This window comes from uncultured Martelella sp., assembly GCF_963677965.2.
GTDB classification, from domain to species: domain Bacteria; phylum Pseudomonadota; class Alphaproteobacteria; order Rhizobiales; family Rhizobiaceae; genus Martelella; species Martelella mangrovi.
In genome coordinates this window covers 2,677,683-2,701,645 of the sequence record NZ_CAXXFM010000001.1, presented here as the reverse complement: position 1 = coordinate 2,701,645, position 23,963 = coordinate 2,677,683, and the positions used below count along the sequence as shown (strand labels likewise).

Sequence of the window (23,963 nt, the reverse complement as noted above, 5' to 3'; positions counted from 1 at the left end):
CAGGATGACTTCCTTCATCGACAGCGGACAGCGCTTCCGCCTGACCGACCCGACACTGGCGCCCAATGCGGCAAGCTATCTCTGGAACCGCAAGATGATGATCCAGATGAGCGCCCGCGGCTATGCGGTCAGCCAGTATATGGATCCCGAACCGCGCAAATATGCCCATGTTCCGACCATTGCCGCGCAGACCTTCATGCAGCCGGAACAGGATTATTTTCCGCATCATCCCGGCCGCTTCTTCTATATCCGCGACAATGAGACCGGCGACCTGTTTTCCGCGCCCTACGAGCCGGTGCGCGCGAAGCTCGACCGCTTCAGCTTCGAGCCCGGCGTTTCCGATATTCGCTGGGTGATCGAAAAGGACGGCGTGCGCGTCGAACTGCGCCTCGATCTGCCGGTCGAGGATGTCGCCGAGATCTGGTCGGTGCGGATCACCAATCTGACGGACACGAAAAAGTCGCTCTCCTTCGTTCCGTTCTTCCCGGTCGGCTATTCCTCATGGATGAACCGCGGCGGCCATTTCGATGCGGCGCTGAACACCATCGTCTGCACCAGCGTGACGCCCTATCAGAAGGTCGAGCAGTATTTCAAAAACAAGGACCTGAAGGATATCACCTTCTTCGCCGCCGACCGCACACCCGATTATTTCGAGGTCGCGCAGGTGGCCTTCGAGGGGGAAGGCGGACTGCACAACCCGTCCGCCCTGCAGGATGGCGGACACCTTGGCGGCGGCGACGCCAGCTATGAAAACCCGGCCGGCATCATGCAGTGGGACCTTTCTCTGGGCGCCGGCGCATCGGAGGATTTCCGCTTCCTGTTCGGCCCGGCCTTCGACAAGGCAGAGATCGCGGCTCTGACGGAGAAATACATCAAGGGCGCCCTCGAGCCGGTGCGGCAGGATTACGACAACTATATCCGCTCCGGTCTCGGCAGCCTGGAACTGCATTCGCCTGACGAAGACCTCGATCATTTCGTCAATTACTGGCTGCCCCGTCAGGTGTTTTATCACGGCGACACCCATCGGCTGACCACCGACCCGCAGACGCGCAACTATCTGCAGGACGGGCTTGGCATGATCTTCATCGCGCCGGAGAAGACGCGCACCGCGATCCTGAAGACCGCCAGCCAGCAATTCTTCTCCGGCAAGGTGCCGGACGGCATTCTGCTGCGGCCGGACACCGAGCTGAAATACATCAACCAGATCCCGCATACCGACCATGCCGTCTGGCTGGTGATCGCCACCAAGGCCTATATCGACGAGACCGGCGACCGCGCGATCCTCGAGGAAAAGATCGCCTGGACCGACAGCGACGAAGAGGCCACGCTTTACGAGCATGTGACGCGGGCGCTGCGGTTTCTCGCCGGTGAAGTCGACGACCGCAACCTACCCTATATCGCCCAGGGCGACTGGTGCGATCCGATGAACATGGTCGGCTACAAGGGCAAGGGCGTTTCCGGCTGGCTGGCCGAAGCCTCAAGCTATGCAATGACGACCTGGGCGGAGATCTGCCGCACCGAAAACGACAGCGAAACCGCCGACTGGCTGGCGCAACAGGCCGGCAAGCTCAATGACAGCATCAATCGCTATCTCTGGGACGGTGCATGGTATGCCCGCGGCATTACCGATGACGGCGTCGCCTTCGGCGTTCAGGCCGACAAGGAAGGCCGGATTTACCTGAACACCCAGAGTTGGGCATTTCTCGCCGGCGCTGCCGATGATGCCCAGAAGGCCAGCATGCTGCGAGCCATCGACGACCAGCTCGACACGCCCTATGGCGCGACCATGTTTGCGCCGGCCTATACGGCAATGCGCGACGATGTCGGTCGGGTCACGCAGAAATGGCCCGGCAATGGCGAAAACGGCGCAGTCTACAACCACGCCGCCGCTTTTTATGCGGCATCGCTCTACCATATCGGCGAAAAGGAACGCGGCTTCGCCGTTCTCTCCAAGATGCTGACGCGGCCGGACGAACAGGACATCAAGACCCGTGGGCAACTGCCGCTTTACGTCCCGAATTATTATCGCGGCGCCTATTACCAGTATCCGCGCACGGCCGGCCGTTCCAGCAACCTGTTCAACACCGGAACCGCCTCCTGGTACTACCGGCTGGTGATCGAACAGCTTTGCGGCCTGCGCGGCGATGGCGAGGGCGTGATCATCGCGCCGCAACCGCCGGCAGACTGGGAGACCTTCCGCTTCACCCGCATTTTCCGGGGCGCGACGTTCGAGGTCCGCGTCGACAGGGACGCAGAAGCCAAAACCCCGACTGTGACGGTCGATGGCCGGCAGTTGGAGAGCAACAGGCTCGATCGGATCGAAACCGGCAAGCGCTACGACGTTCTGGTCCGTCTGCCGAAATAGGAAGATAATCCTTGCGGTCGGTCATACGCCGGCCGCAAGTTCCGTCTTGCGCATGTCTGTCACGCGCAACACGCTCTATGGCAGAAGGACGGCGGATGTTTTTTTTGCCGAACCGGGGCCGCTGGCGGACAGTCATTTTCCGTCAGTGCGTCACGCCCCGACAGGCAGGAAACCATCGGCGAACGCCGGGGCGGGTCTCGGGCGTCCAAAGAAATATCCCTGCAATGTATCGGCATTGTAGGATTGGCAGAGCGTGCCTTGTTCCTCGGTTTCTATGCCTTCGGCCGTGACATTGAGGTCGAGGCTGTGAGCCAGCATGATCAGCGTTCTCAAAAGCCGGCAGTCATCTTCGTTTCCCGGCGTGTTCGCGATAAAGGTCCGGTCGAGCTTGACCGTATCCGCCGGCAGCTGCCGGAGGTAGGAGAGCGATGAATATCCGGTTCCGAAATCGTCGATGGCGATGCCGACACCGTGATTGCGCAGCTCCAGCAGCTGGCGTGCGGCATGATCGAAATCGGCAATGAGGTCGCTCTCGGTAACCTCGAGCTCCATCGATGTCGGCGGCACCCCGGTTTCGGCGATATCCTTGAGAAGGTGAGCGGCAAAGTCCTTCTGCCGGAGGGTGGCCGCGCAGATGTTGAACGACATCCGGAACTTTGCCCCCACGCGCCCGTCCCTGAACCATGCGGCCGTCTGCAGGCACGCGGCCCGGCGCCCCCAGAGATCGATTGTCGTCATCATGCCGGTCTCCCGCGCAACCGGCAGAAATGCCCCCGGCTCCAGAAGACCGTGGTCGGGATGGTGCCAGCGCACCAGCGCCTCGGCGCCCTGAAGTGTCAGCAGGGCGGCACTCACCAGCGGCTGGAAAAACAGTTCAAGCTGTTCGAGAAAACCGGGGCTTTGCATGTCGCGCGCCAGTTCCGCGCGCAGTTGCGCCTGTTTCTGCATATCGGCAGAAAAGCACCGGAAGGTGTTCTTGCCGCTCTTCTTGGCAATCTCCAGAGCCACACCTGCGGCCTTCAGCAGGTCTTCGGCAGAGGAGTCGACCGTCGACAGCAGCGCTATGCCGCTTGAGATGTTGACCATGATGGAGTTGGGGCCAAGCGTGAGCGGCACACTGAAAGCCTGCCGGAGCTTTCCCGTGAAATCCGTCAGCCTATCGGACGACCAGTTGCCGGGCGCGATGATGGCGAATTCATCGCCGCCGAGACGGCAAAGAACATGCGAAGGCGCGATCTGGTTCGAAAGCCGCGCCGCCGTCTGCACCAGCAGTTCATCACCCGCGTGGTGGCCCATGCTGTCATTGACGAGTTTGAAATTGTCGATATCGATCAGCAACAGCACGATATCATCCGCACCGCCCTTCCGGCACCGTTCCGTCTCACTGGCCAGAACCTGTTCAAAACGATACCGGTTGCTGATGCCGGTCAGCGCGTCTGTTTCTGCCATGCGCTGCAGCCGGGCGCGGCTTTCCCGCAGGTTTTCCTCCAGCGTGTGGCGAACGCGGCTGTGCATCAGCGCCCGGCGCAGGCGCCTGTCGCTGATGTCGCTTTTGAGGACGAAATCCTGTGCGCCGGCCTCAATGCAACGGCGTTCCTCTTCCTCGCTGGCCATTCCCGTCAATATGATAACGGCAACGCTTTGTTCCGGATCGGCGTTGATTGTCTTTAAAACATCGATGCCATCCATGTCGGGAAGGCGATAGTCGAGCAGAACCACATCGAAACTGTCCTGCCGGAGGCATTCAAACGCCTCTGCCGCGGTCGTCGCAGCAGAAATTTCAAGGTCCTGCGGGCCTGCGGCCAACAGGCGCGTCACCGTCATCCGGTCAACTTCGTCGTCATCGACAAGCAGAAGTTTCATGACGTACTGTCCCTCGGCGAGGGTAATTCCACCAGCCGCCAATAATGCTCGATAAGCCCGATGAGGTTCAGAAAATCATCGCCGACACGCTGTTTCAGCATATAGCCCGCAACATGGTCGCGGTATGCCGCGGTAATGTCCTCATCCGCCTGCGACGTCGTCAGTACGAAAACGATCGCGTTTGTCAGCACCGGGTCATCGCGCAGGATGCGCAGGAATTCCAGCCCGCCAAGCCGCGGCATATTGAGATCGAGCAGAATGATATAAGGGGCCGGCACCTGGCCGCCGCGCAGCATATCAAGCGCTTCCTGCCCGTCGCGCGCCCTGACAACCGGGTTGAGCAGGCGCAGTTTCTTCAGATTGCGCTGGATTGAAATCACATCGACATCGTCATCATCCACGACGAATATTGTTGCCTGGCGGAGAAGTGATGGATCAGCCGACTGGTTCACATTCCGATTATTGCTCATTGATGTCCTCGCTTTCTATGACCCGTGGCCATGTGAAATGAATTGCACAGCCCCGGCCCTCTCCTGAGCCGATCCATATTCTCCCCCCGAAAGTCGTGACGATCTTGCGTACCAGCGCGAGCCCGATACCGCTGCCTTCGACCTCGTCGCGCGGACGCAAGGTCTGAAACATGCCGAAAACCCGGTCGTGATATTGTGGTGCGATCCCCGGTCCGTCATCGATAACGGTGAATTCGAAAAAAAACGGAGACACGTGCCGACAGCTAAGCGTGATCGTGCCTTCGGCCGGCCTGTCGTGATGCTTGATCGCGTTGGAAAAAAGATTGTGCAGGATCTGTTCAAGCGGCGTTCGCAGCGTCTCGAAGGTGGGCATCTCTCCTTCAAGCTGCAGCGTCATGCCGGCGGGCGGCGCAAGCAGTTCGAAGATATCGCGCGCCATGGTCTCGACGTCCACCCGGCCGCGCCCACCGGCGCCGCGGCCGGCGCGGGAATAGGCCAGCAGATCATTGAGCAGCCGTTCCATCCGCCCGATGCGATTGCGCAACAGGTTCAGGTGGCCGGTGACGGTTTCCCGATCGGCAATATCCTCCTCGATCCACTGCGCAATCTGGATAACGCCGCGCAACGGCGATTTCAGATCATGCGAGGCGACATAGGCGAAGGTGGACAGTTCCTCGACGGAGCGCTCGAGTTCGGCCTGCTGCCGGCTCATCCGGCGCTCGGTTTCCACCCGTTGTGAAATATCGGTGACAAGGGCGAGTACCTGTTTGCCGGATGGCACCGAGAGTGCGCTAAGACCGATCTCGACAGGAATTTCAGTGCCGTCGGCGCGGCGCAGCCTCAGATCCCGGCCATTACCCATCAGCCGCGGAACGGGATTTTCGTTATATCCTGTTCTGTATCCGGCATGGGCCGCGCGGTGACTGTCGGGCACCAGCCGCTCGACCTTCATTCCCTTCAATTCATCACGGGGGTAACCGGAAAGATACTCGAAATGGCGGTTGACCAGATCGACGCTCCCCGTTTCATCCACGACAAGCACACCTGTGGGCATTGCCTCGATGATGGCGACAAGCCTGTCCGCATATCCGCTGCGTATCGCGGTGTCTTCGACCATCATGGTGAAGCCGTCGACCGTGCCGCCCGCACCGACGATTGGCGCAATAACGGCAGAAACGTCAATCAGCCGGTTGTCACGATGCATGCAGGAAAAGCCGCCGCTGACAGCGTCCATCCCGGGCGCGGCCCCTTCAACATGCTTGCGAAGTGCGGAAGCGTGTTCCGGCGCGACAAGCCGGTCGAACAATGAACAATCGACGATTTCGGCTGCCGTGTAACCGAACAGCCGCTGCGCGCCGTCGCTCCAGTATGAAATGCGACCATCCGGCAGGATGTTGAGAGCAGCTTCGCCGAAAGAACCGGTTTCGGCCGTCCTGGATTTCATCATGCTTCCCGTTCATCCCAAAAATGTGCTTATGGACTTATATACGAAAATACTTAAGTTACCCGATGGGCGTCATTCAAGCAATTTTTCGCGTAAAAATTGCTTACACATAGAATAGCCTGCTTTGCACATCATTACCCCGGCTCCAAGCACTGCCGGCGATTGTGACGGAACGGGATAAAGAAAACCTTCCGAAAAGGCTTTTTCCGCTGCAAATGCAGTTTCGTTCCATCAGGCAAACTCTGCAAAGAACCGATTTTCTTCATGAGGCTCTAATTTAAAACGCCCGGGCACGCACTTGGCGCGAATATGTCGCATAACACCGCGAGTTTACAACAAAGCGGAGCCTCCCATGCGCCTCTCCATCATTTCCGCGGCGTTCGCGATTGTCGCCGCATTCGCCGTCCCGGCATCGGCCGAACGGCTGACCGATGCCCCTCTCGTCGACGCAACATGGCTTCAGGACCACCTCGGCAGCGACGGGCTGATCGTCCTTGACACCCGCGCCCCGACGGATGACGCCAACCCCTATACCGCAGGCCACATTCCCGGCGCGATCTGGGCGCCCTATGGCAAGTTCGGCTGGCGGGCGACCGTAGACGGTGTCCCCGGCCAGCTTCCGGCAATCCCGGAAATCGAAGGCCGGATCAAGAGCCTCGGCATCAATGACGACACGCAGGTCGTCGTCGTGCCGGCAGGCGCATCGTCTTCCGAGTTCGGTGCTGCAACCCGCGTTTACTGGACCTTCAAGGTGCTGGGTCATGACAATGTCACCATCCTGGACGGCGGCATGCGCGACTGGCAGGCTGCCGACGGCGAACTTGAAACCGAAATGGTCATTCCCCAGCAGGCCGGCAATTTCACTGCTGATTTCCGTCCGCAATACTACGCCTCGACGGAAGAGGTCGCCGCGGCTGAAGACAACGGTGTCCGGTTGGTCGATGGCCGTCCCGTCGATCAGTTCGAAGGCAAGGCGAAAAGCCCCGTAGTCCGCGCCCCCGGCACGATCCCCGGTGCGATCAACCTGCCGCAGAGCCGGTTCTACAATGCCGAGACCGCCAGCTTCGTAAACCAGAGCGAAGCACAGTCGCTTGCCTCCGATGCCGGCCTTTCCGAGGGTGACGAAACAATCGCATTCTGCAATACCGGTCACTGGGCCTCGATTGCCTGGTTCGGTCTTTCCGAAGTTGACGGCAAGAAAAACGTCAAGATGTATGACGGTTCGCTGGCCGAATGGGCTTCCGACGAAAGCCGCCCTCTGCAATAAGCGGCAACGCCCGCGCGGCGCACCGGATGATCCTTTAAGCAACAGGCCTCCCGCTTTTTTGGCGAGAGGCCGCCGGTATTTTTCAGGACCTGATTTCATGGCTATTGCCCAACCGACCGCTTCCGACACACTGAAAAGCCCGGTGCCCGACCGGGGGACGGCGCTGGTTCTCGTTCTCATCTTCGTTCTCGGCGAGGTTCTGATTGCCGCCGCCGCAGGCGCGCGTCAGTCGGCGCTGTTCCTGATCGGCGGGGTTATGGGCGTGACGCTTTTTCATGCCGCCTTCGGATTTACCGGCGGCTGGCGGCGGTTTTCGGTGCAGCGTCGCGGCCGCGCCATTCGTGCGCAAATGCTGATGATCGCGGTTGCGGCCCTGTTTTTCATTCCGCTACTGAAGCTGGGCACATTCGCAGGTCATCCGCTTGCGGGGGCGTTTGCGCCGGTCGGCGTTTCCGTTCTGGTGGGCGCGGCCATGTTCGGCTTTGGCATGCAGCTCGGCGGCGGCTGCGGCTCGGGCACGCTGTTTACCGTTGGCGGTGGTTCGGCGCGCATGCTGGTCACGCTTGCGGGCTTCGTTGCCGGTGCGCTGATCGGCACCGCGCACCTGCCGTGGTGGCTCTCGCTGCCATCCCTGCCGCCGGTCAATCTCGGCGCTTCACTGGGCGCGGCCGGCGGACTAGCGGTGACGCTTGCCGGCCTCGGGCTCGTCGCCCTGCTGACCGTCCTGATCGAACGGCGCGCGCATGGCAATCTCGAACAGGCCCCGCGTCCGGATACCGCCGGCATTGCGCGGCTGCTTCATGGTCCGTGGCCGCTGATCGGCGCCGGGATCGTGCTGGCGCTTGCCAATGTCGCAACCCTGCTGGTTGCCGGGCATACATGGTCGATCACCTTCGGTTTCGGCCTTTGGGGTGCGAAGATCGCCGAGGCCGTCGGCGTGCCGGTCTCCGACTGGGCCTTCTGGCAATGGCCCGGCCCGGCAAAGGCGCTGTCGGCGAGCGTTCTCGATGATACGGTTTCGGTGATGAATTTCGGCATTCTGGTCGGATCGGCGGTCGCAGCCAGCCTTGCGGGCAAGTTCGCGCCCAAGGCGGGCCTGCCGCTGCTATCCCTGACGGCCGCCATTCTCGGCGGCCTGCTGATGGGCTATGGCGCGCGGCTTTCATTCGGCTGCAATATCGGGGCCCTGTTTTCCGGCATCGCCTCGGGCAGCCTGCATGGTTGGCTCTGGTTTGCGACAGCCTTTGGCGGCTCGCTGGCCGGTATCGCGATCAGACCCCTTTTCGGCCTGGATGGCTTCAGGAAATGAGCGACCGCAACACCTTTCTTTTCGGCACGGCGCTGACCGTCGCCGTCGTCGGCATCACGGCGGATTATGTCACCCATCGCACGGCGCCTGCAGCCGCGCCGCAGGCGGGATACAGCGCCGCCTCGCCCTGCGCTGCGGGTAGCCCGTGCGCGGCAGGCGCGCCGGTTGCGGCAAGCCCCTGCGCTGCGGCGCCGGCACCTTCCGCCAGCCCCTGCGCAGCAGCCCCCGCCCCTTCGGCCAGCGGCTACTCGCCGTTTGCAGGGCAGCAGAGCAAACCCGCCATGCCGGCCAAACCATCAGCATCCGGCTATGCACCGTTTGCCGAAGACCAGAAAGCATCGGACGCAACCGCGACGACAGGCTATGCTCCCTTCGCGGAAGATCAGGAGCCTTCGGACAGGTGAGGGAGCGTTTCATGACTGAAGACCATCAGCGGGCGGCAGCCGAAGCCCTGTTTTGCGAGCGGGTCCTTGCAAAAACCGGAGACAGCGTGCTTCTCGAAACGCTTGCCGGCGTCGATACCCCGACAAGCTGGGAACACTACCCGAAGGGCGAAGTCTACGACCCGGAGACCGGCGCTCAATGGTATTATCACTGCCACGAGCCGGCGCATGAAAGCGGCGAGCACGGTCATTTCCATTGCTTCCTGCGCCCCCTCGGGCCCGACGGCCCCATCCACCACCTCATTGCGGTCGGCGTCGATGCACATGGCAGGCTGAAGCGGCTTTTTACCGTCAACCAATGGGTTGTTGGTGATGACTGGCTCAATGCCGCGGACACGATCGCGCTTCTACCGCGTTTCGATGTCCACCTCGGCCGCCCGTCCTACCTCGTCAATCGCTGGCTGACGGCCGTCATCCGTCTGTATGACGACGAAATCGCCAGCCTTATCCGCACCCGGGACGATGTTATCGCCCACCATCAGCCGACCGATCCGTCTGTTTCAACACATGAAGACCGGACACTGGAGCTGACATCCGAGTTCTATGCAAACCTTCAGGACAAGGCCGAAAACCTGGATGTTTCGGCCTGACGCCGTGGCTACAGCAGCGGCCCGCCCTGCTCCTCGATCAATCCACGCAGGCGGCGGAAGACGTTGACATCCTGGCGCAGCCCGTCATGCTCGTATTCATTGGTGACCCATGTCTGGCAATTGCCAAGCCGCGCCGCCGTCTCCAGTGACAGTCCGGCATCGACATACATGTCATCGTGATAAACGGCCGCGGCAACGGGGATGTCATTGGCAAAGAGCCGGGTCGCGTCATAAAGCGGCGGATAAGCCTCCCGCGCAGCCAGCGCCTCGACGGCGGCGCGGAACGGCCGCAGCGAGCGAATTTCCTCGAACATCCATGGATAAATCATTTCCCCGGTCAGCATCAGCGGCCGTTCGCCGGGATCGAACTTCGAAAACTCGGCGCGCACCCGCTCGGCGGCCCAGTTCGTCGGCGCGCTGCCCTGCCCGTATATGCTTTCATGCAGAACGGCAAAAAGCGGGTTGGTATCAAAACCGGTCTCGGCCATGACCGAAAACAGAAAACTGTCGGAAAGCCGCGTCTCGTCGGGATCGGCGAAAGCCTCGTCCATCAGCCAGTGCACGTTCTCGAAACCCGGCGCCATGCCGAAGGCAAGACCCAGTGTCTGCAACCGGCGCACACTCAGCCGGTCGCCATCGGGAAGGCGAACGTCATTAGCGGCGATATGATCGGCGATCCGCGAGACGAGCGCCGCGTCATGGGGATAACGCCGGTGATATTTTCGGTTTTTGGCCAGAACACGCGGATAGGTGCGCCGGTAGACATCTTCTGCCGATGCGGAAAGGCCGGACAATCCACCCGTCACATAGCAGGCCGAAAGCCCTTCCGGCGCCATCGAAAGATAGGTCAATGTTATGAACCCGCCAAAACTCTGGCCGAGCGTCTCCCACTTGCCGTCGCCCAGCAGGTTTTTGCGCACATGCTCACAATCGGCAACGATGCTGTCGGCACGGAAATGCATCAGATAGTCCGCCGCCGCCTCGCCGGTATCGAAGCGGGACATGGTTCCGGCCTCGATCCGGTGGCTGCGCCCCGTGCCGCGCTGGTCAATCAGGATCACGCGATGGGTCTTCAGCGCCTCGGTGAGCCAGGCCGGTCCGCCGCCGGCAGGCCGTGGCGACTTGCCGCCGGGCCCGCCCTGCAGGAAGGCCAGTGTCGGCAGGTCGTCCCGCCGGCGTGCCGGGTCCACGATTTCGCGCACGAAGATCTGGATGATCGCACCGTCCGGATTTGACCAGTCAAGCGGCACCGGCACCAGCATGTCCCGGATCATCATGCCGGGAATGATATATTGCTTTGGCATCATCGCGCTTCATCCTGGTTCGTTCACATGGCCTGCCGGCCCGTCTTCGCAGGACTATCCGCTTTTGCGGCTTGCGGAAAGGGCAGTCGGGTGAAACGCACCAAAAGAAAAAGACGGGCCCCGAAGCGCCCGCCTTTGCGATCATCTGCAGCTTGAGAGCCGTGTTTAGCGCTTGATCTTGCCGTCGAGGCTGAAAGCGCCGGGGCCGGCAAAGACAAGATACAGGAAGACGAAGCAGAACAGGATTGCAGCATCACCGCCGTTGAGCACCGGGAAAAAGCTCTGGGGCGCGTGCACCATGAAATAGGCAACCGCCATTGCGCCCGAAAGCACAAAGGCCGAAATGCGGGTGTAAAGGCCGACGATGATCAGCACGCCGCCGACAAGTTCCAGAATACCGGCGACCCAGAATATCGAGAACATCGGCGGATGCATTTCGGAAATCGGAAAGTGGAGGATTTTCTGGGTGCCGTGCTCCAGATAGAGAAGGCCCGTGACCACCCGAAGCAGGGCCAGGAAATAAGGCGCCAGCGGCTGCAGCATTTTATTCATCGTCTTTGACTCCATACGGTCTTTGTAAGCAATCGGCGTCTGCAAGAGACCGCCCGGTGTGATCGGCACAATACCCAAAAACGCGCCAAGTGAAATATACACCTTTGTGAACAGACCGTCGACGGAACGTTGCCCACATCACCCGCAATACTGGTGCGAGACAAACACGGCCCTGCATGACAGCGGCGGATTGCAGTTCCCGGATTCCGACCATATAGTCGCCGGCACTGGGGAGACCGGATAGCCGGCGCCGGACAAGGAGACGAAACAATGAGCGAACCCAACGAAACCAAGGGCGCCGGAGAAGACCTGCAGCAGCAGGCTCTGTTCTATCACCGCTATCCGCGGGCCGGAAAACTGGAAATTCAGGCGATAAAACCGCTGGGCAACCAGCGCGACCTGGCATTGGCCTATTCGCCCGGTGTCGGCGCCCCCTGTCTCGCCATCCACGACAACCCTTCCGATGCAGCGAAATATACATCGCGCAGCAACCTTGTTGCCGTCGTTTCAAACGGCACGGCCGTGCTCGGCCTCGGCAATATCGGGCCGCTCGCGTCCAAGCCGGTCATGGAAGGCAAGGCCGTCCTGTTCAAGAAATTTGCCGGCGTCGACGTCTTTGATATCGAAATCGATGCGCCGACCATCGACGAAATGGTATCCACGGTCTCCGCCCTCGAGCCGACATTCGGCGGCGTCAATCTGGAAGACATCAAGGCCCCGGAATGTTTCGAGGTCGAGCGTATCCTGCGCGAGAAGATGCAGATCCCGGTGTTCCACGATGACCAGCACGGCACCGCCATCATCGTCGCCGCGGCAATCCTCAACGGCCTGGAACTGGCCGGGAAATCGATCGAAAACGTCAAGATCGTCGCCTCCGGCGCCGGTGCTGCCGCACTTGCCTGCCTCAATCTTCTGGTCTCTCTGGGTGCGCAGCGTGAGAACATCTGGGTGTTCGATATCGATGGCCTGGTTCATCCCGATCGCACCACGAATATGGACCGGTGGAAGGCAGTCTACGCCCAGAAAAGCGACGCGCATGCGCTCGCCGACCATATCGAGGGCGCGGATGTGTTCCTCGGCCTGTCCGTTGCCGGTGCGCTGAAGCCGTCCCTGCTGGAAAAGATGGCCGACAAGCCGATGATCATGGCGCTCGCCAATCCCGTGCCGGAGATCATGCCGGACCTGGCCCGCGCCGAACGCGCGGATGCGATGATCTGTACCGGCCGGTCGGACTTCCCGAACCAGGTCAACAATGTCCTGTGTTTCCCGTATATTTTCCGCGGCGCACTCGATTGCGGCGCCCGCACCATCAATGAAGAAATGAAGATGGCCGCCGTCAGGGCGATTGCCGGGCTTGCCAGAGAGGAAGTCTGGGAAGTGCCGCATTCGTCCTCGGGCGAGCCGCTGATCTTCGGGCCGGACTATCTGATCCCCTCCCCCTTCGATCCGCGCCTGATCCTGCGCATTGCCCCGGCCGTGGCGAAGGCTGCCGCCGACAGCGGCGTCGCCGAGCGCCCGATCGAGGATTACGAAGCCTATTTCGACCAGTTGAACCGCTTCGCCTTCCGCTCCGGCCTTGTCATGAAGCCGGTATTCGCCGCAGCCAAGGCCGCCGAGCCGAAACGGGTGATCTTCTCCGACGGCGAGGACGAACGCGTGATGCGCGCCGCCCAGGTGCTGATCGAGGAGGGTATTTCCCGGCCGATCCTGATCGGCCGTCCGAATGTGCTCGAAACCCGCCGCAAGCGCTATGGCCTGCGCATGCGCCCGCAGGAGGATTTCGAGATCATCAACCCCGAAAGCGATTCGCGTTTCAGGGAATATGTCGACGAATATCTCGCCTTTGTCGCCCGCAAGGGCGTCACGCCGGATCGCGCGCGCACCATCGTGCGCACCAACACCACTGTGATCGGGGCGCTGGCTGTCAAGCGCGGCGATGCCGATGCCCTGCTGTGCGGCGTGGAAGGCCGTTTCGAACGGCATCTGCGCGACATCGGCAACATTATCGGCAAGCATGAAAACGTGCGGGACTTTTCAAGCCTCGGACTGCTGATTTCCAACCGTGGTGCAACATTCTTTGCCGATACCCACGTCACCTACTGCCCGTCAGCCGAGGAAATCGCGGAAACGACGATCCAGTCCGCCCGCGCGGTTTCGCGTTTCGGCATGACGGCCAAGGCCGCACTGGTCTCGCATTCGAATTTCGGTTCGCGCGATTCCGAAACGGCCGCGCGCATGCGTGCCGCACTGGCCATTATCCGCGAGCGCATGCCGGATCTGGAAGTCGACGGCGAAATGCACGGCGACACCGCGATTTCCGAAACGCTTAGAAACCGGGTCATGCCCAACAGCACGCTGTCCGGCGAGGCCAACCTGCTGGTTTTCCCCTCGCTCGATTCCGCCCATATCACCATGACCGTGGTGCAGGGCATGCTCGATGCGCTTCATGTCGGGCCGATCCTGCTCGGCAGCGCGCTGCCCGCCCACATCCTCTCGCCTTCCGTCACCTCGCGCGGCATCGTCAACATGGCAACGCTGGCCGTGGTCGAGGCCAACCTGGCGCAAAAAGAGCCGCGCGGCACGGAGTAACAGCATTCAGGGCATAAGCCCGCAACACCATCGACACCCGAAAGCAGCCCCGCTTGCAGCAGATGCAGGCGGGGCTGCGGCGTTTTGCCCGGTGGCAAGCCCCAATCCCGGCCGATTGCCGATGTAAACGCCAACCCCAGCGTCAGCCGCTGCGGTCATTTCAGTTTCAGGTTTTCGCCAGCACACATGGCTGCGGCCAATGCTCGCATTGAGGGATACTTACTCAACATACAACTCGACTTTACCTAGGGTTTATGTATATTACAGGTTGAAATCATGAATTGACTGGCTGGCTCTTAGCCACTTCACCCTCCTCTCCGGTCGCTGAAACAGTCGGATGATTTATATGAGATATCAATAAAATACGGCTTGGTGGGAAGAGCTTATGAATTTATCTGACGAAGACAGATTGCTTCAGTTTTCGCGCGATATAGACCGAGCAGCACAACCTGAAATGTTTGCAAAAATACTCGCATCGATTGCATCACATTTCGGACTGGTCCATTTCACCCTCATGGATATTCCCGGGTCAAAAGAGGCGACGATTTCCTCATTGATTCACTTCACGACCCTGCCGCGACCATTCGTCGAATCCCGTGACCTGACCGGCCTGTTTCATATCGCGCCCTGTCGGGACAGGCACCGGCCGGCAGGCGCACCGTTGCAGTGGGCGCTGGAAGACATCGAAGCCCGCGATGACCGCAGCCGCACCGACTTTGCCCAGCGCATGCGCGCACTCAGGATCAGCATGGGCATCGTGTTCACCTGCACCACCAGCAGCCAGCAACAGATGGGCCTGCTGTTTTTCGGAGATCGGGAGCCACTCGGCAGCAAGGAAGAGGCAGCGCTCAACAACCTCGCACGGCGCGCATTGCGGCGCTATGCTGAACTGAAAGACCATCCGGGCACGCAGCTCGGAAGCCTCTCGGCACGCGAGATGGAGGTCATCCGCTGGACGGCCGAGGGCAAGACATCACATGAAATCGGCGGGATTCTCGGTCTTTCGGACCACACGGTAAACGCCTACCTCGCAAACGCGATCCGCAAGATGGATTGCGTCAACAGAACGCAGCTCGTGGCGAAAGCCATCCGACTCAGCATTATCGATTAGGACAAGCCGTTACGGCTATGCACAGCATTGCCATACCCGCACATCGATCCTTCACGCGTTCTGCGGCAGGTTGGGTAGCGGCGATGATGGCCGACTCGGAGATATCAACTTCACGACGACAAACGATCTTCAATCGCGCGGTGCAGAATAGAAGCATTTTGGAAAACAATGACATAACTGGTGCTGCCGGAGAGATTTGAACTCTCGGCCTCTCCCTTACCAAGGGAGTGCTCTACCCCTGAGCTACGGCAGCCCGTTTCCGTTTGACGGAAATCACCCGGCACCGTTCGGTGCAGGCAAGCGGCCTATTGCCATAGCTCCGCTTCGAGTGCAAGACGGTAAAAACAATTCTTTTCCGATATCCGCCGTTTCGGCGACAAGAATGCTTCAGGAGGGTATGGCAGCATGGACGACGCCAAACCGAAAAACAGACAACCCGACGCAGCGGAACTGCGCAGGGAACGTGCGGCACAGAAGCTGCGCGAAAACCTGGCACGCCGCAAACAGCAGTCCCGCGCGCGCCGCAAGGGCGCGGAAGACGAGACAGACGGCCTTCCCGCCGCGAAAGGCAACGGCGAACACTGAAAACGCCCAGACGCTCCTGCCCGGCCTTAGCGGATTATCTACGGACAAAGCGCCATCTTTTGCCGGCGCCGAACACGCCCCTGCCATTTTTCGCTGGTTTGTGCGGACCCGTTCAACAACTTGTCAACCATTGCAATTGATCATGGCGGGCGTTTCGTTTAATGCGACGCGCCTAAGCTTCAAGGAGAGGCCGGGTTTTGCCCGGAAAATGTGGAATGGATCAAATCAGAGTCGTCGGCGGCAACCCTTTGAAGGGTGTCATTCCCATTTCCGGCGCGAAAAATGCAGCACTGCCGCTGATCATTTCCTCGCTTCTGACCAGCGACACGCTGACGCTGGAAAACGTGCCGCATCTGGCCGATGTCGAGCTCTTGATGCGCATCCTCGGCAATCACGGCGTCGACATCTCCGTCAACGGCCGGCGCGAACGCCAACAGGACGGCTATGCGCGCACCATCCATTTCAATTGCCCGACGATTACCGACACCACCGCTTCCTATGAGCTTGTGCGCAAGATGCGCGCCTCGTTCTGGGTCATCGGCCCGCTTCTGGCGCGCGAGGGCATTGCCCGGGTTTCGCTGCCGGGCGGTTGCGCCATCGGTACGCGTCCGGTCGATCTGTTCATCGACGGGCTGAAGGCGCTGGGCGCGGAAATCGAGATCGAACAGGGCTATGTCGAGGCGAAGGCGCCGAAGGGCGGGCTTGTCGGCCGTCACTACGTGTTCCCCAAGGTTTCCGTCGGCGCGACCCATACGCTGATGATGGCGGCAACGCTTGCCAACGGCACGACGGTGCTTGAAAACGCCGCGCGCGAGCCGGAAGTGGTCGACCTTGCCAATTGCCTGAAGGCCATGGGCGCGAAGATCGAGGGTGCCGGCTCACCGACGATCACGATTGACGGCGTCACCTCGCTTTCCGGCGCGCGCCACACCGTTCTGCCGGACCGGATCGAAACCGGCACCTATGCTATGGCCGTTGCCATGGCCGGCGGCGAGGTTACGCTGGAAAACACCGATGCCGCCCTCCTGAGTTCCGCAATCGAGGCGATCCGCGCGGCAGGCGCCGAAATCACCCCGACGGAAACCGGCATCCACATCATCGGCCACGGCGACGATATTCGTCCGGTCGATGTCACCACAGAACCCTATCCGGGTTTTCCTACAGACCTGCAGGCGCAGTTCATGGCTTTGATGACCCGCGCCAAGGGCACCGCACGCATTGTCGAGACGATTTTCGAAAACCGGTTCATGCATGTGCAGGAACTGGCCCGCCTCGGCGCCGACATTTCGCTTTCCGGCCAGACGGCAACGATCAAGGGCGTTCCCGAACTCCATGGCGCTCCGGTCATGGCGACGGATCTGCGCGCCTCGGTCTCGCTCGTCATCGCAGGCCTTGCCGCCAAGGGCGAAACCACCGTGTCGCGGGTCTACCACCTCGATCGCGGTTTCGAGCGGCTGGAAGAAAAGCTCACCCGCTGCGGCGCGGTTGTCGAGCGGATCGGCAGCTGACGCGGTCCCGGACATCATTTTCCTGTCGACCCCAGGCATTCCCGGCACAACAATGGTTGCGAAACGGCCACGACCGCCTTATTTCGGTTAAAACCACAAACCCGCCGGGAATTTTGTCATGTCCACCGATCAACTGAAGCTTATGGCGCTGGATGAAGAAGACCTCGCCATCATCTCGGCGCATGTGCAGGATGCCGTGTTTCTGTCGCGGGATGTCACCTTTTCCAGGGTTGCGGGTCAGTTTCAGCTTCTGTGCAACCGCTTTGTCTGGGAAAAGAAACGCGGCTTCTTCAAGAAACCGGAGCGCCGCCGCGCAGCTCTCGTGTTCAAGCGCGTGAATGCGGTGCGCAGCATCGGTCTTGACCGCAAGGCCGATGACGAGGTTTCCAACCTGCTTTCGGTACAGTTCGAAAAAAGCGGCGATGGTCCGGAAGGCTCTGTGATCATCACGCTTTCGGGCGGTGGCGAGATCGTTGCGGATGTGGAGTGTATCGAGGTGCTTCTGACCGATCTTTCGGAAAGCTGGGAAGCACGCGGCAAGCCGCACCATCCACGGTGAGACGATCCGCAGACGAGGACAGAGTTTTCCCGAATCATTTGAGTGAGGCAAATATGGCCATCTGGCTTGACGCAGCCGACGATCGCTTCGAAAGCGCTTTCAGATCACTGCTTTCGATGAAGCGCGAAGTCTCCAAGGACGTTGGCGACACGGTTGATGAAATTCTTGCCGATGTCCGTGCAAACGGCGATGCGGCCCTTGCCGCCTATTCCGCCCGCTTCGACGGCGTCGATTTTTCCGATCCGGCAACTCCGATGAAGGTCGACGCGCAGGCGATTGACGAAGCCATGGTTGCTGTCGATCCGAAGGTTGTCGACGCCCTCAGGCTGGCAGAGGAGCGGATCCGCAAACACCATGCGCGCCAATTGCCGCCGGACGATTTCTACAAGGACGAAATCGGTGTCGGCCTTGGCCATCGCTGGACGGCGGTGGAAGCTGTCGGGCTTTACGTGCCGGGCGGCACGGCGAGCTATCCCAGTTCCGTTCTGATGAACGCCGTTCCGGCAAAAGTCGCGGGCGTCGAGCGCATCGTCATGGTGGTGCCGACGATGAAAGGCCAGATCAATCCGGCCGTGCTGGCGGCGGCCAAGATTGCCGGCGTTACGGAAATCTACCGGATCGGCGGCGCACAGGCCGTGGCCGCCCTTGCCTATGGCACCGAGACGATTGCGCCCGTTTCCAAGATCGTCGGCCCCGGCAATGCCTATGTGGCGGCTGCCAAGCGCGCCGTGTTCGGCACAGTCGGCATCGACATGATCGCCGGCCCTTCGGAAGTTCTGGTGATCGCCGACGGTGAAAACAACCCGGACTGGATCGCAGCCGACCTTCTTGCCCAGGCCGAGCACGATACGGCGGCGCAGTCGATCCTGATCACCACCGACCGCGCCCTTGGCGAGGCGGTTGAACAGGCCGTGGAACGGCAGCTGAAGACCTTGCCGCGCGGTGAAATTGCCGGCGCAAGCTGGCGCGACTATGGCGCAATTATCACCGTTTCCGACCTCGACACGGCGCTGGCACTTGCCAACCGCCTCGCCCCGGAACATCTGGAACTGGCCGTTGACGATCCCGACGCCCTGATCCCGAAAGTGCGCAATGCCGGTGCGATCTTCGCCGGGCATTATACGCCGGAAGCGATCGGCGATTATGTCGGCGGTTCGAATCACGTTTTGCCGACCGCGCGTTCGGCGCGTTTTTCCTCGGGCCTGGGTGTTTTGGACTTCATGAAGCGCACATCCATCCTAAGTCTGGGTCTGGAGCAGCTGAATACACTTGCACAGCCGGCCATTGACCTTGCAGAATGCGAAGGGCTGGGCGCGCATGCGCGCTCGGTTGCCATCCGCCTTAACCGCAAGGAATAGACATGAGCACGGGCGAATACAGGCTGATCGATGTTGTTCTCGACGAGAGCATCGGCCGCGCCTCGCCCGATGTCGAGCACGAGCGCGCCGTCGCCATATTCGATCTTCTCGAGGAGAATTTTTTCAAGCCGGTCGGTCATGAGGGCGGGCCCTACAAGCTGACGCTTTCGATCCTGGAAAAGCGCCTGATCTTCGACATCACGCTGGAAAACGGCGACAAGGTCGCGACCCACATCCTGTCGCTGACACCGTTCAGGCGGATCGTGAAGGACTATTTCATGATCTGCGAGAGCTATTACGAGGCGATCAAGACGGCGACGCCAAACAGGATCGAGGCGATCGACATGGGCCGGCGCGGCGTCCACAACGAAGGGTCGCAAACCCTGCAGGACCGGCTAAAGGGCAAGATCGAGGTGGATTTCGATACCGCGCGGCGCCTTTTCACGCTGTTCTGCGTCCTCTACTGGCGCGGTTGAGGGCGGCCACCGCCGCCGTTTCGAACGTCACGTGAACAAAAAACGGCGACGGGAGCAAACATGGTTCACAAACGTTGAACTATTGTGTAGGTTCCGCCGCAATTGGGCAGCGCCGCGCGTTTTCAACGCAGCCGCTACGCTGCCGACAAGTGAAGCAACTGCATCCCCGTCTGTCTTGCCGGCAACGGCCTGACGGGGAGAGCGGCGTTTGGGCAGTTCCAGGATATGGGCCCTGAACGCATGGAAGAAAAGAAACGACATAGATGGCTAAAGAAGAAGTACTGGAATTTCCGGGCGTCGTCGTCGAGCTTCTGCCGAACGCGACATTCCGGGTGAAACTTGAAAACGACCACGAGATCATCGCCCACACGGCAGGCCGCATGCGCAAGAACCGTATTCGCGTTCTGGCCGGCGACAAGGTGCTTGTGGAAATGACCCCTTACGACCTGACCAAGGGCCGGATTACATATCGCTTCAAGTAGAAGCGCACGATCCCTTATGATCGATCGGGAACGGGCTTGACCGTGGCAAAGACAAAACTTGTCCTGGCGTCGGCATCGCCGCGGCGTGTGGACCTTCTGGCCCAGATAGGCGTGACGCCCGACCGGATACTCCCGGCTGACATCGACGAGACCCCGGCGGCAAGGGAAACGCCAAGGCTTCTGGCCGGACGCCTGGCCCGCGGCAAGGCCGGCGCGGTTGCCGAAACGCTTGATGCGGACGATGCCTGGCGCGGCTCTCTTATCCTTGCAGCCGACACCGTGGTTGCCGTCGGACGGCGCATCCTGCCCAAGGCCGAGACCGAAAACGAGGCGATCGAATGCCTCTCACTGCTTTCGGGACGCAACCACCGGGTCTTCACCGGTCTTTGTGTCAGAACCGCCGGCGAGAGCACGGACAGCCTCCGTGTGGTTGAAACCCGCGTAACCTTCAAGCATCTTTCAAAAACAGATATCGAAGCCTATCTCGCAGCAGGCGAATGGCACGGCAAGGCCGGCGCCTACGCCATCCAGGGGCGTGCAGCAGCGTTTATCGAGCGGCTTGTCGGGTCCTATTCCGCCGTCGTCGGTCTGCCGCTCTATGAAACGCAGTCCCTGCTGTCGGGCCGCGGCTACGATATAGCAGCACAATGGAGCGAACATGGGCAATGAAAGCAAACCCCGCGTCGAGCCTTTGAGAAAACCGCGCGAATGCCCGGAATGCGGCCGGCCCTCGACACGGGAGAACTACCCGTTCTGCAGCGACCGTTGTCGTCAGCTCGACCTTTCCCGATGGCTGACGGGGTCTTACGCCATTCCCGTGGCCGAAGACGAATCGAAGCCCGATGGCGAAGAATATTGACGCTTGGTGCGGCTTGGTACGGCTTCGCCAACCTACTCAAATGATTAAATAAATCGAAATCCATGTCCCTTTTCCAGCGGATTTCGGTTGCGTTTACCCGCCACTGTTGCATTTAACGCTGGTTTTGTGAAATAATCGCCTTATACTTGTATTGGAAAGCGTGCGCTGCCACTCGGCAGAAACGAGAGATCCAGAGGAACGAGGCGGTGAGAAGCAAGACCTTACACCACCGGCCTTCAACAACGGCCGGTGTTGATGCCACCGATCCGCAGGAAAATGTTAGCGCTACCGCGAAACAGGCAGAAGCCGATCGCGGGGCCGATGCCGCGCGAAAAATTTACCTGTCCAGACATGGCTACAAAAAGGGCGTGAACTGGGCGTTCTGGCTCACACTTGCCGGAAGCCTGGTGTTTTTCGTTGTCTGTTTCACAGGCCTGTTCGCGCTCGTACGCGTTCTGATGCCCGCGCTGGTCTGATCCGCGGGACAAAACCTGCGTGCGTGTTGCCGGCGATTACCCGCCAGCGCCAACGGCAAACTGCTCCCAGGCGCCACCCGGCGCAGTCGCAGCCTGAAGGGCCGCCAGATTGATCTGCGCCTGTTCGGCGGAAACGCCCGCTGTGGCCACCCGTTGTGCTTCCTGCTGCTTGCCCTGAAGCGCCAGCACCAGCGCGAGGTTGATCTGCACTTCGGAGCTTGCGCCACGCCTGTCGTTGGCTTCACGCAGGTAATTTTCCGCCGTCGCCAGATCGTGGGTCAAGACGTAGGAAACCGCCATGTTCGACAGAACCTCCGGGTTCTTCGGCGACAGCGACAGAGCCTGCCGGTATCGCATGCGCGCTTCCATCGGTTGGCCCATCTGATCAAGGATCAGACCTTCCTGGGAAAAGGTCCGCCAGTCGCGTGGCGCAACGCGTTCGGCATCGCGGATCGTGCGCAGCGCGTCGGGATAATGGCCGAGTGCCGCCTGCGTTTCGGCATAATGCAGCAGCGCATCGCCGGAATCGGGATTGCGCGCGGCAACCTCACGCATCACCTGATTCGCTTCGGAATAACGCCCTTCCGCTTTCAGATATTCCGACCACGCGACGCCCGATTTGACATTTCCGGGCCGCGACAGAAATGCCGTTTCGAGCCGGTAATTCATCATCTGCCGTTGGGACGGCGAAAGGGTCGCGATTTCTTCGGCCGACATATACTGATACTGGCCAGCGGTCATCGGCTTGCGCACGCTGGCGCATCCGGAAAGCGCAACTGCTGCAAGCACGACGGCCAGCGCCGTTTTTCCCGAAAGTCCGCTGCGATCGATCATTTCCGGCAATCTCCGTCTGTTCTCAATGCCTCGATCGGCGTATGGAATCATTTTCGAGGCTTTCCGACACTTTACAGAAAGTTTTTTACCGCGAAAGTAGGCGGACACACAGTTACGAGTGACCTTTCATGCCCAGTTTCCAATTCATCGAACACCCCTTCCCTTTCTGCGAACCCGGCGAGGCTTCAAATCCGCTTTATGCGGTAGCGCCGTCCGACCTCGAAAACCCGGACATTCTTCCCGAAAATGTTGGTAATTTTGTCCGTTCGGCGAAATTTTCCGCGCGCGAGGGCGAGCTCCTGCTTCTTCCCGGTGCGGACGGTGCGCTTGCAGGCGCCCTGCTTGGCCTCGGCTCACGGGCAGAAAACCCCTTCGTTACCGGCAGGCTTTCAAAGCTTCTGCCGGCCGGTGACTGGCACCTTGCCCGCTATCCCGGTGACAGGACGCAGGCTCTGATCGGTTTTGCGGCCGGCAGCTACCGCTTCGAGCGCTATCTCAAACCGTCGGCAGCCGCGCCGGTCCGCCTTGCCATCCCCGAAGATTGCGATGCTGATGCGATCAAACGCAATGTCGCCGCAATCCGGCTTGCCCGCGATCTGATCAATACGCCGGCAAACGACATGCAGCCCGATCATCTGGAACAGGCTTTCGGCGCCCTCGCCTGCCACTATGGCGCCGATTTCAGCGCTGTTCGCGGCGGCGACCTGCTGACGAGCGGCTTTCCGCTGATCCATGCGGTTGGCCGCGCCGGGGAAAAGGCGCCGCGACTGATGGAGATGCGCTGGGGCCGCAAGGGTGCAAAGAGCATCACGCTCGTCGGCAAGGGCGTATGCTTCGACACCGGCGGCCTCGACATCAAGTCGGCGGCCGGCATGGGGCTGATGAAGAAGGATATGGGCGGGGCCGCCAATGTCATGGCGCTGGCGCTGATGATCATGGATGCGGGCCTCGATGTTGACCTGCGCGTAATCGTGCCAAGCGTCGAAAACGCCATCGCCGGCAATGCCTTCCGGCCGGGCGACATCTATCACTCCCGCAAGGGGCTGACGGTGCAGATCGACAATACCGACGCCGAGGGACGGCTCATCCTCGCCGATGCGCTGGCCTATGCCGACGAGGAACAGCCAGACCTGCTGATCGACATGGCAACGCTGACGGGTGCTGCCCGCGTGGCGCTCGGCCCTGAGGTGATGCCGTTCTACACCGACAGCGACGCATTGTCCGATGCGCTTCATCAGGCAGGCGAACGGCTCTCCGACCCGGTCTGGCGCATGCCGCTTTATCCCGGCTATGACGCAAAGCTGAAGACCGGTCTGGCCGATCTCACCAATGCGCCGGCCGGCGGCATGGCAGGATCGATCACGGCTGCGCTTTTCCTGAAGCGCTTCGTCGACCGCGCCGGAACATGGGCGCATTTCGATATTTACGGCCACGCCCCGGCCGATCGCGATTTCGGCCCGGCCGGCGGCGAGGCCCAGGCAATCCGGGCGATCTTCGAAACGATCAGGACTGTCTGATG

The 23,963-nt window shown here is 60.7% G+C and carries 23 protein-coding genes and 1 tRNA gene; 17 read left to right on the top strand and 7 right to left on the bottom strand.

Features of this window, described 5'->3' with window-relative positions:
- Positions 1 to 4: 4 nt before the first annotated feature.
- Positions 5 to 2,365: a GH36-type glycosyl hydrolase domain-containing protein gene (locus tag ACHZCU_RS12645; protein WP_319519050.1), complete on the top strand. Its 2,361-nt coding sequence runs from the start codon at positions 5 to 7 to the stop codon at positions 2,363 to 2,365.
- Between the two features lie 150 nt (positions 2,366 to 2,515).
- Here the strand turns inward: ACHZCU_RS12645 and ACHZCU_RS12640 are convergent, their stop codons facing one another.
- Genes ACHZCU_RS12640 through ACHZCU_RS12630 form a run of 3 tightly spaced genes read right to left on the bottom strand, consistent with a single transcriptional unit; the run spans position 2,516 to position 6,142 of the window.
- Positions 2,516 to 4,228, bottom strand: coding sequence for an EAL domain-containing protein (locus ACHZCU_RS12640; protein ID WP_319519049.1), 1,713 nt, complete (start codon positions 4,226 to 4,228; stop codon positions 2,516 to 2,518).
- Entirely contained in the window at positions 4,225 to 4,698 is a 474-nt protein-coding gene (locus tag ACHZCU_RS12635; protein ID WP_106302640.1) for a response regulator, read from the bottom strand. The genes ACHZCU_RS12640 and ACHZCU_RS12635 overlap by 4 nt, the downstream gene beginning before the upstream one ends.
- Complete coding sequence (locus tag ACHZCU_RS12630; RefSeq protein WP_319519048.1) at positions 4,688 to 6,142, bottom strand: PAS domain S-box protein; 1,455 nt, start codon at positions 6,140 to 6,142, stop codon at positions 4,688 to 4,690. Before ACHZCU_RS12630 ends, ACHZCU_RS12635 begins: the two co-directional genes overlap by 11 nt.
- A 352-nt stretch (positions 6,143 to 6,494) precedes the next feature.
- Between ACHZCU_RS12630 and ACHZCU_RS12625 the strand changes: the two genes are divergently transcribed.
- The 4 genes from ACHZCU_RS12625 to ACHZCU_RS12610 all read left to right on the top strand — a co-directional run bounded on the left by ACHZCU_RS12625 (position 6,495) and on the right by ACHZCU_RS12610 (position 9,751).
- Positions 6,495 to 7,409 carry a sulfurtransferase gene (locus tag ACHZCU_RS12625; RefSeq protein ID WP_319519047.1) on the top strand — a complete coding sequence of 305 codons (915 nt, stop codon included), beginning with the start codon at positions 6,495 to 6,497 and terminating at the stop codon, positions 7,407 to 7,409.
- 97 nt (positions 7,410 to 7,506) lie between these two features.
- Positions 7,507 to 8,718 (top strand): YeeE/YedE family protein, encoded by a 1,212-nt coding sequence (locus ACHZCU_RS12620; protein WP_319519046.1) that lies wholly within the window; start codon positions 7,507 to 7,509, stop codon positions 8,716 to 8,718.
- Complete coding sequence (locus tag ACHZCU_RS12615) at positions 8,715 to 9,122, top strand: hypothetical protein (protein ID WP_319519045.1); 408 nt, start codon at positions 8,715 to 8,717, stop codon at positions 9,120 to 9,122. The genes ACHZCU_RS12620 and ACHZCU_RS12615 overlap by 4 nt, the downstream gene beginning before the upstream one ends.
- An 11-nt stretch (positions 9,123 to 9,133) precedes the next feature.
- A complete protein-coding gene (locus tag ACHZCU_RS12610; RefSeq protein WP_319519044.1) occupies positions 9,134 to 9,751 on the top strand; it encodes a DUF6969 family protein in 618 nt (205 codons plus the stop codon).
- A gap of 8 nt (positions 9,752 to 9,759) precedes the next feature.
- On the opposite strand, the gene ACHZCU_RS12605 is transcribed toward ACHZCU_RS12610, so the two are convergent.
- Together ACHZCU_RS12605 and ACHZCU_RS12600 are read right to left on the bottom strand one after the other, a co-directional pair.
- The gene (locus ACHZCU_RS12605) at positions 9,760 to 11,055 is read right to left on the bottom strand and encodes an alpha/beta fold hydrolase (RefSeq protein WP_319519795.1); all 1,296 of its coding nucleotides are present in this window, start codon (positions 11,053 to 11,055) and stop codon (positions 9,760 to 9,762) included.
- A 165-nt stretch (positions 11,056 to 11,220) separates the two neighbouring features.
- On the bottom strand, positions 11,221 to 11,607 hold the full coding sequence (locus ACHZCU_RS12600; RefSeq protein ID WP_106302656.1) for a DoxX family protein: 387 nt from the start codon (positions 11,605 to 11,607) through the stop codon (positions 11,221 to 11,223).
- A 270-nt stretch (positions 11,608 to 11,877) separates the two neighbouring features.
- Between ACHZCU_RS12600 and ACHZCU_RS12595 the strand changes: the two genes are divergently transcribed.
- Together ACHZCU_RS12595 and ACHZCU_RS12590 are read left to right on the top strand one after the other, a co-directional pair.
- Positions 11,878 to 14,196 (top strand): NADP-dependent malic enzyme, encoded by a 2,319-nt coding sequence (locus tag ACHZCU_RS12595; RefSeq protein WP_319519043.1) that lies wholly within the window; start codon positions 11,878 to 11,880, stop codon positions 14,194 to 14,196.
- A gap of 385 nt (positions 14,197 to 14,581) precedes the next feature.
- Positions 14,582 to 15,307, top strand: coding sequence for a LuxR C-terminal-related transcriptional regulator (locus ACHZCU_RS12590; RefSeq protein ID WP_319519042.1), 726 nt, complete (start codon positions 14,582 to 14,584; stop codon positions 15,305 to 15,307).
- A 178-nt stretch (positions 15,308 to 15,485) separates the two neighbouring features.
- Here ACHZCU_RS12590 and ACHZCU_RS12585 read toward each other — a convergent pair.
- Positions 15,486 to 15,560 (bottom strand) — tRNA-Thr (locus tag ACHZCU_RS12585).
- Positions 15,561 to 15,712: 152 nt separating this feature from the next.
- Between ACHZCU_RS12585 and ACHZCU_RS12580 the strand changes: the two genes are divergently transcribed.
- From ACHZCU_RS12580 to ACHZCU_RS12540, 9 genes are all read left to right on the top strand, one after another.
- The gene (locus ACHZCU_RS12580) at positions 15,713 to 15,892 is read left to right on the top strand and encodes a hypothetical protein (RefSeq protein WP_319519041.1); all 180 of its coding nucleotides are present in this window, start codon (positions 15,713 to 15,715) and stop codon (positions 15,890 to 15,892) included.
- A gap of 215 nt (positions 15,893 to 16,107) precedes the next feature.
- Positions 16,108 to 17,400 (top strand): UDP-N-acetylglucosamine 1-carboxyvinyltransferase, encoded by a 1,293-nt coding sequence (gene murA / locus ACHZCU_RS12575; RefSeq protein ID WP_319519040.1) that lies wholly within the window; start codon positions 16,108 to 16,110, stop codon positions 17,398 to 17,400.
- A gap of 118 nt (positions 17,401 to 17,518) precedes the next feature.
- A complete protein-coding gene (locus ACHZCU_RS12570; RefSeq protein ID WP_106302737.1) occupies positions 17,519 to 17,959 on the top strand; it encodes a DUF2948 family protein in 441 nt (146 codons plus the stop codon).
- A 53-nt stretch (positions 17,960 to 18,012) separates the two neighbouring features.
- Complete coding sequence (hisD, locus tag ACHZCU_RS12565) at positions 18,013 to 19,317, top strand: histidinol dehydrogenase (RefSeq protein WP_319519039.1); 1,305 nt, start codon at positions 18,013 to 18,015, stop codon at positions 19,315 to 19,317.
- 2 nt (positions 19,318 to 19,319) lie between these two features.
- On the top strand, positions 19,320 to 19,793 hold the full coding sequence (locus tag ACHZCU_RS12560) for a UPF0262 family protein (protein WP_319519038.1): 474 nt from the start codon (positions 19,320 to 19,322) through the stop codon (positions 19,791 to 19,793).
- Between the two features lie 263 nt (positions 19,794 to 20,056).
- Complete coding sequence (gene infA / locus ACHZCU_RS12555; RefSeq protein ID WP_024708546.1) at positions 20,057 to 20,275, top strand: translation initiation factor IF-1; 219 nt, start codon at positions 20,057 to 20,059, stop codon at positions 20,273 to 20,275.
- Between the two features lie 42 nt (positions 20,276 to 20,317).
- Positions 20,318 to 20,944 (top strand): Maf family nucleotide pyrophosphatase, encoded by a 627-nt coding sequence (locus ACHZCU_RS12550; RefSeq protein WP_394706055.1) that lies wholly within the window; start codon positions 20,318 to 20,320, stop codon positions 20,942 to 20,944.
- Positions 20,934 to 21,134, top strand: a complete 201-nt coding sequence (gene yacG / locus ACHZCU_RS12545; RefSeq protein ID WP_106302749.1) for a DNA gyrase inhibitor YacG — start codon at positions 20,934 to 20,936, stop codon at positions 21,132 to 21,134. Before ACHZCU_RS12550 ends, yacG begins: the two co-directional genes overlap by 11 nt.
- 206 nt (positions 21,135 to 21,340) lie before the next feature.
- Complete coding sequence (locus ACHZCU_RS12540) at positions 21,341 to 21,610, top strand: hypothetical protein (protein WP_319519036.1); 270 nt, start codon at positions 21,341 to 21,343, stop codon at positions 21,608 to 21,610.
- Between the two features lie 36 nt (positions 21,611 to 21,646).
- On the opposite strand, the gene ACHZCU_RS12535 is transcribed toward ACHZCU_RS12540, so the two are convergent.
- Complete coding sequence (locus ACHZCU_RS12535) at positions 21,647 to 22,444, bottom strand: tetratricopeptide repeat protein (protein ID WP_319519035.1); 798 nt, start codon at positions 22,442 to 22,444, stop codon at positions 21,647 to 21,649.
- Positions 22,445 to 22,572: 128 nt separating this feature from the next.
- On the opposite strand from ACHZCU_RS12535, the gene ACHZCU_RS12530 reads away from it, so the two are divergent.
- Positions 22,573 to 23,961 carry a leucyl aminopeptidase family protein gene (locus ACHZCU_RS12530; RefSeq protein ID WP_319519034.1) on the top strand — a complete coding sequence of 463 codons (1,389 nt, stop codon included), beginning with the start codon at positions 22,573 to 22,575 and terminating at the stop codon, positions 23,959 to 23,961.
- Positions 23,962 to 23,963 lie beyond the last annotated feature (2 nt).

Coding starts and splice junctions, on each gene's coding strand:
- ACHZCU_RS12595 (WP_319519043.1), top strand. CDS start 11,878: ATGAGCGAACCCAACGAAACCAAGGGCGCCGGAGAAGACCTGCAGCAG.
- hisD (WP_319519039.1), top strand. CDS start 18,013: ATGGCCATCTGGCTTGACGCAGCCGACGATCGCTTCGAAAGCGCTTTC.
- ACHZCU_RS12535 (WP_319519035.1), bottom strand. CDS start 22,444: ATGATCGATCGCAGCGGACTTTCGGGAAAAACGGCGCTGGCCGTCGTG.
- ACHZCU_RS12600 (WP_106302656.1), bottom strand. CDS start 11,607: ATGAATAAAATGCTGCAGCCGCTGGCGCCTTATTTCCTGGCCCTGCTT.
- ACHZCU_RS12570 (WP_106302737.1), top strand. CDS start 17,519: ATGTCCACCGATCAACTGAAGCTTATGGCGCTGGATGAAGAAGACCTC.
- ACHZCU_RS12530 (WP_319519034.1), top strand. CDS start 22,573: ATGCCCAGTTTCCAATTCATCGAACACCCCTTCCCTTTCTGCGAACCC.
- ACHZCU_RS12645 (WP_319519050.1), top strand. CDS start 5: ATGACTTCCTTCATCGACAGCGGACAGCGCTTCCGCCTGACCGACCCG.
- ACHZCU_RS12560 (WP_319519038.1), top strand. CDS start 19,320: ATGAGCACGGGCGAATACAGGCTGATCGATGTTGTTCTCGACGAGAGC.
- ACHZCU_RS12630 (WP_319519048.1), bottom strand. CDS start 6,142: ATGAAATCCAGGACGGCCGAAACCGGTTCTTTCGGCGAAGCTGCTCTC.
- ACHZCU_RS12640 (WP_319519049.1), bottom strand. CDS start 4,228: ATGAAACTTCTGCTTGTCGATGACGACGAAGTTGACCGGATGACGGTG.
- ACHZCU_RS12625 (WP_319519047.1), top strand. CDS start 6,495: ATGCGCCTCTCCATCATTTCCGCGGCGTTCGCGATTGTCGCCGCATTC.
- yacG (WP_106302749.1), top strand. CDS start 20,934: ATGGGCAATGAAAGCAAACCCCGCGTCGAGCCTTTGAGAAAACCGCGC.
- ACHZCU_RS12615 (WP_319519045.1), top strand. CDS start 8,715: ATGAGCGACCGCAACACCTTTCTTTTCGGCACGGCGCTGACCGTCGCC.
- ACHZCU_RS12620 (WP_319519046.1), top strand. CDS start 7,507: ATGGCTATTGCCCAACCGACCGCTTCCGACACACTGAAAAGCCCGGTG.
- infA (WP_024708546.1), top strand. CDS start 20,057: ATGGCTAAAGAAGAAGTACTGGAATTTCCGGGCGTCGTCGTCGAGCTT.
- ACHZCU_RS12590 (WP_319519042.1), top strand. CDS start 14,582: ATGAATTTATCTGACGAAGACAGATTGCTTCAGTTTTCGCGCGATATA.
- ACHZCU_RS12580 (WP_319519041.1), top strand. CDS start 15,713: ATGGACGACGCCAAACCGAAAAACAGACAACCCGACGCAGCGGAACTG.
- ACHZCU_RS12605 (WP_319519795.1), bottom strand. CDS start 11,055: ATGCCAAAGCAATATATCATTCCCGGCATGATGATCCGGGACATGCTG.
- ACHZCU_RS12635 (WP_106302640.1), bottom strand. CDS start 4,698: ATGAGCAATAATCGGAATGTGAACCAGTCGGCTGATCCATCACTTCTC.
- ACHZCU_RS12610 (WP_319519044.1), top strand. CDS start 9,134: ATGACTGAAGACCATCAGCGGGCGGCAGCCGAAGCCCTGTTTTGCGAG.
- murA (WP_319519040.1), top strand. CDS start 16,108: ATGGATCAAATCAGAGTCGTCGGCGGCAACCCTTTGAAGGGTGTCATT.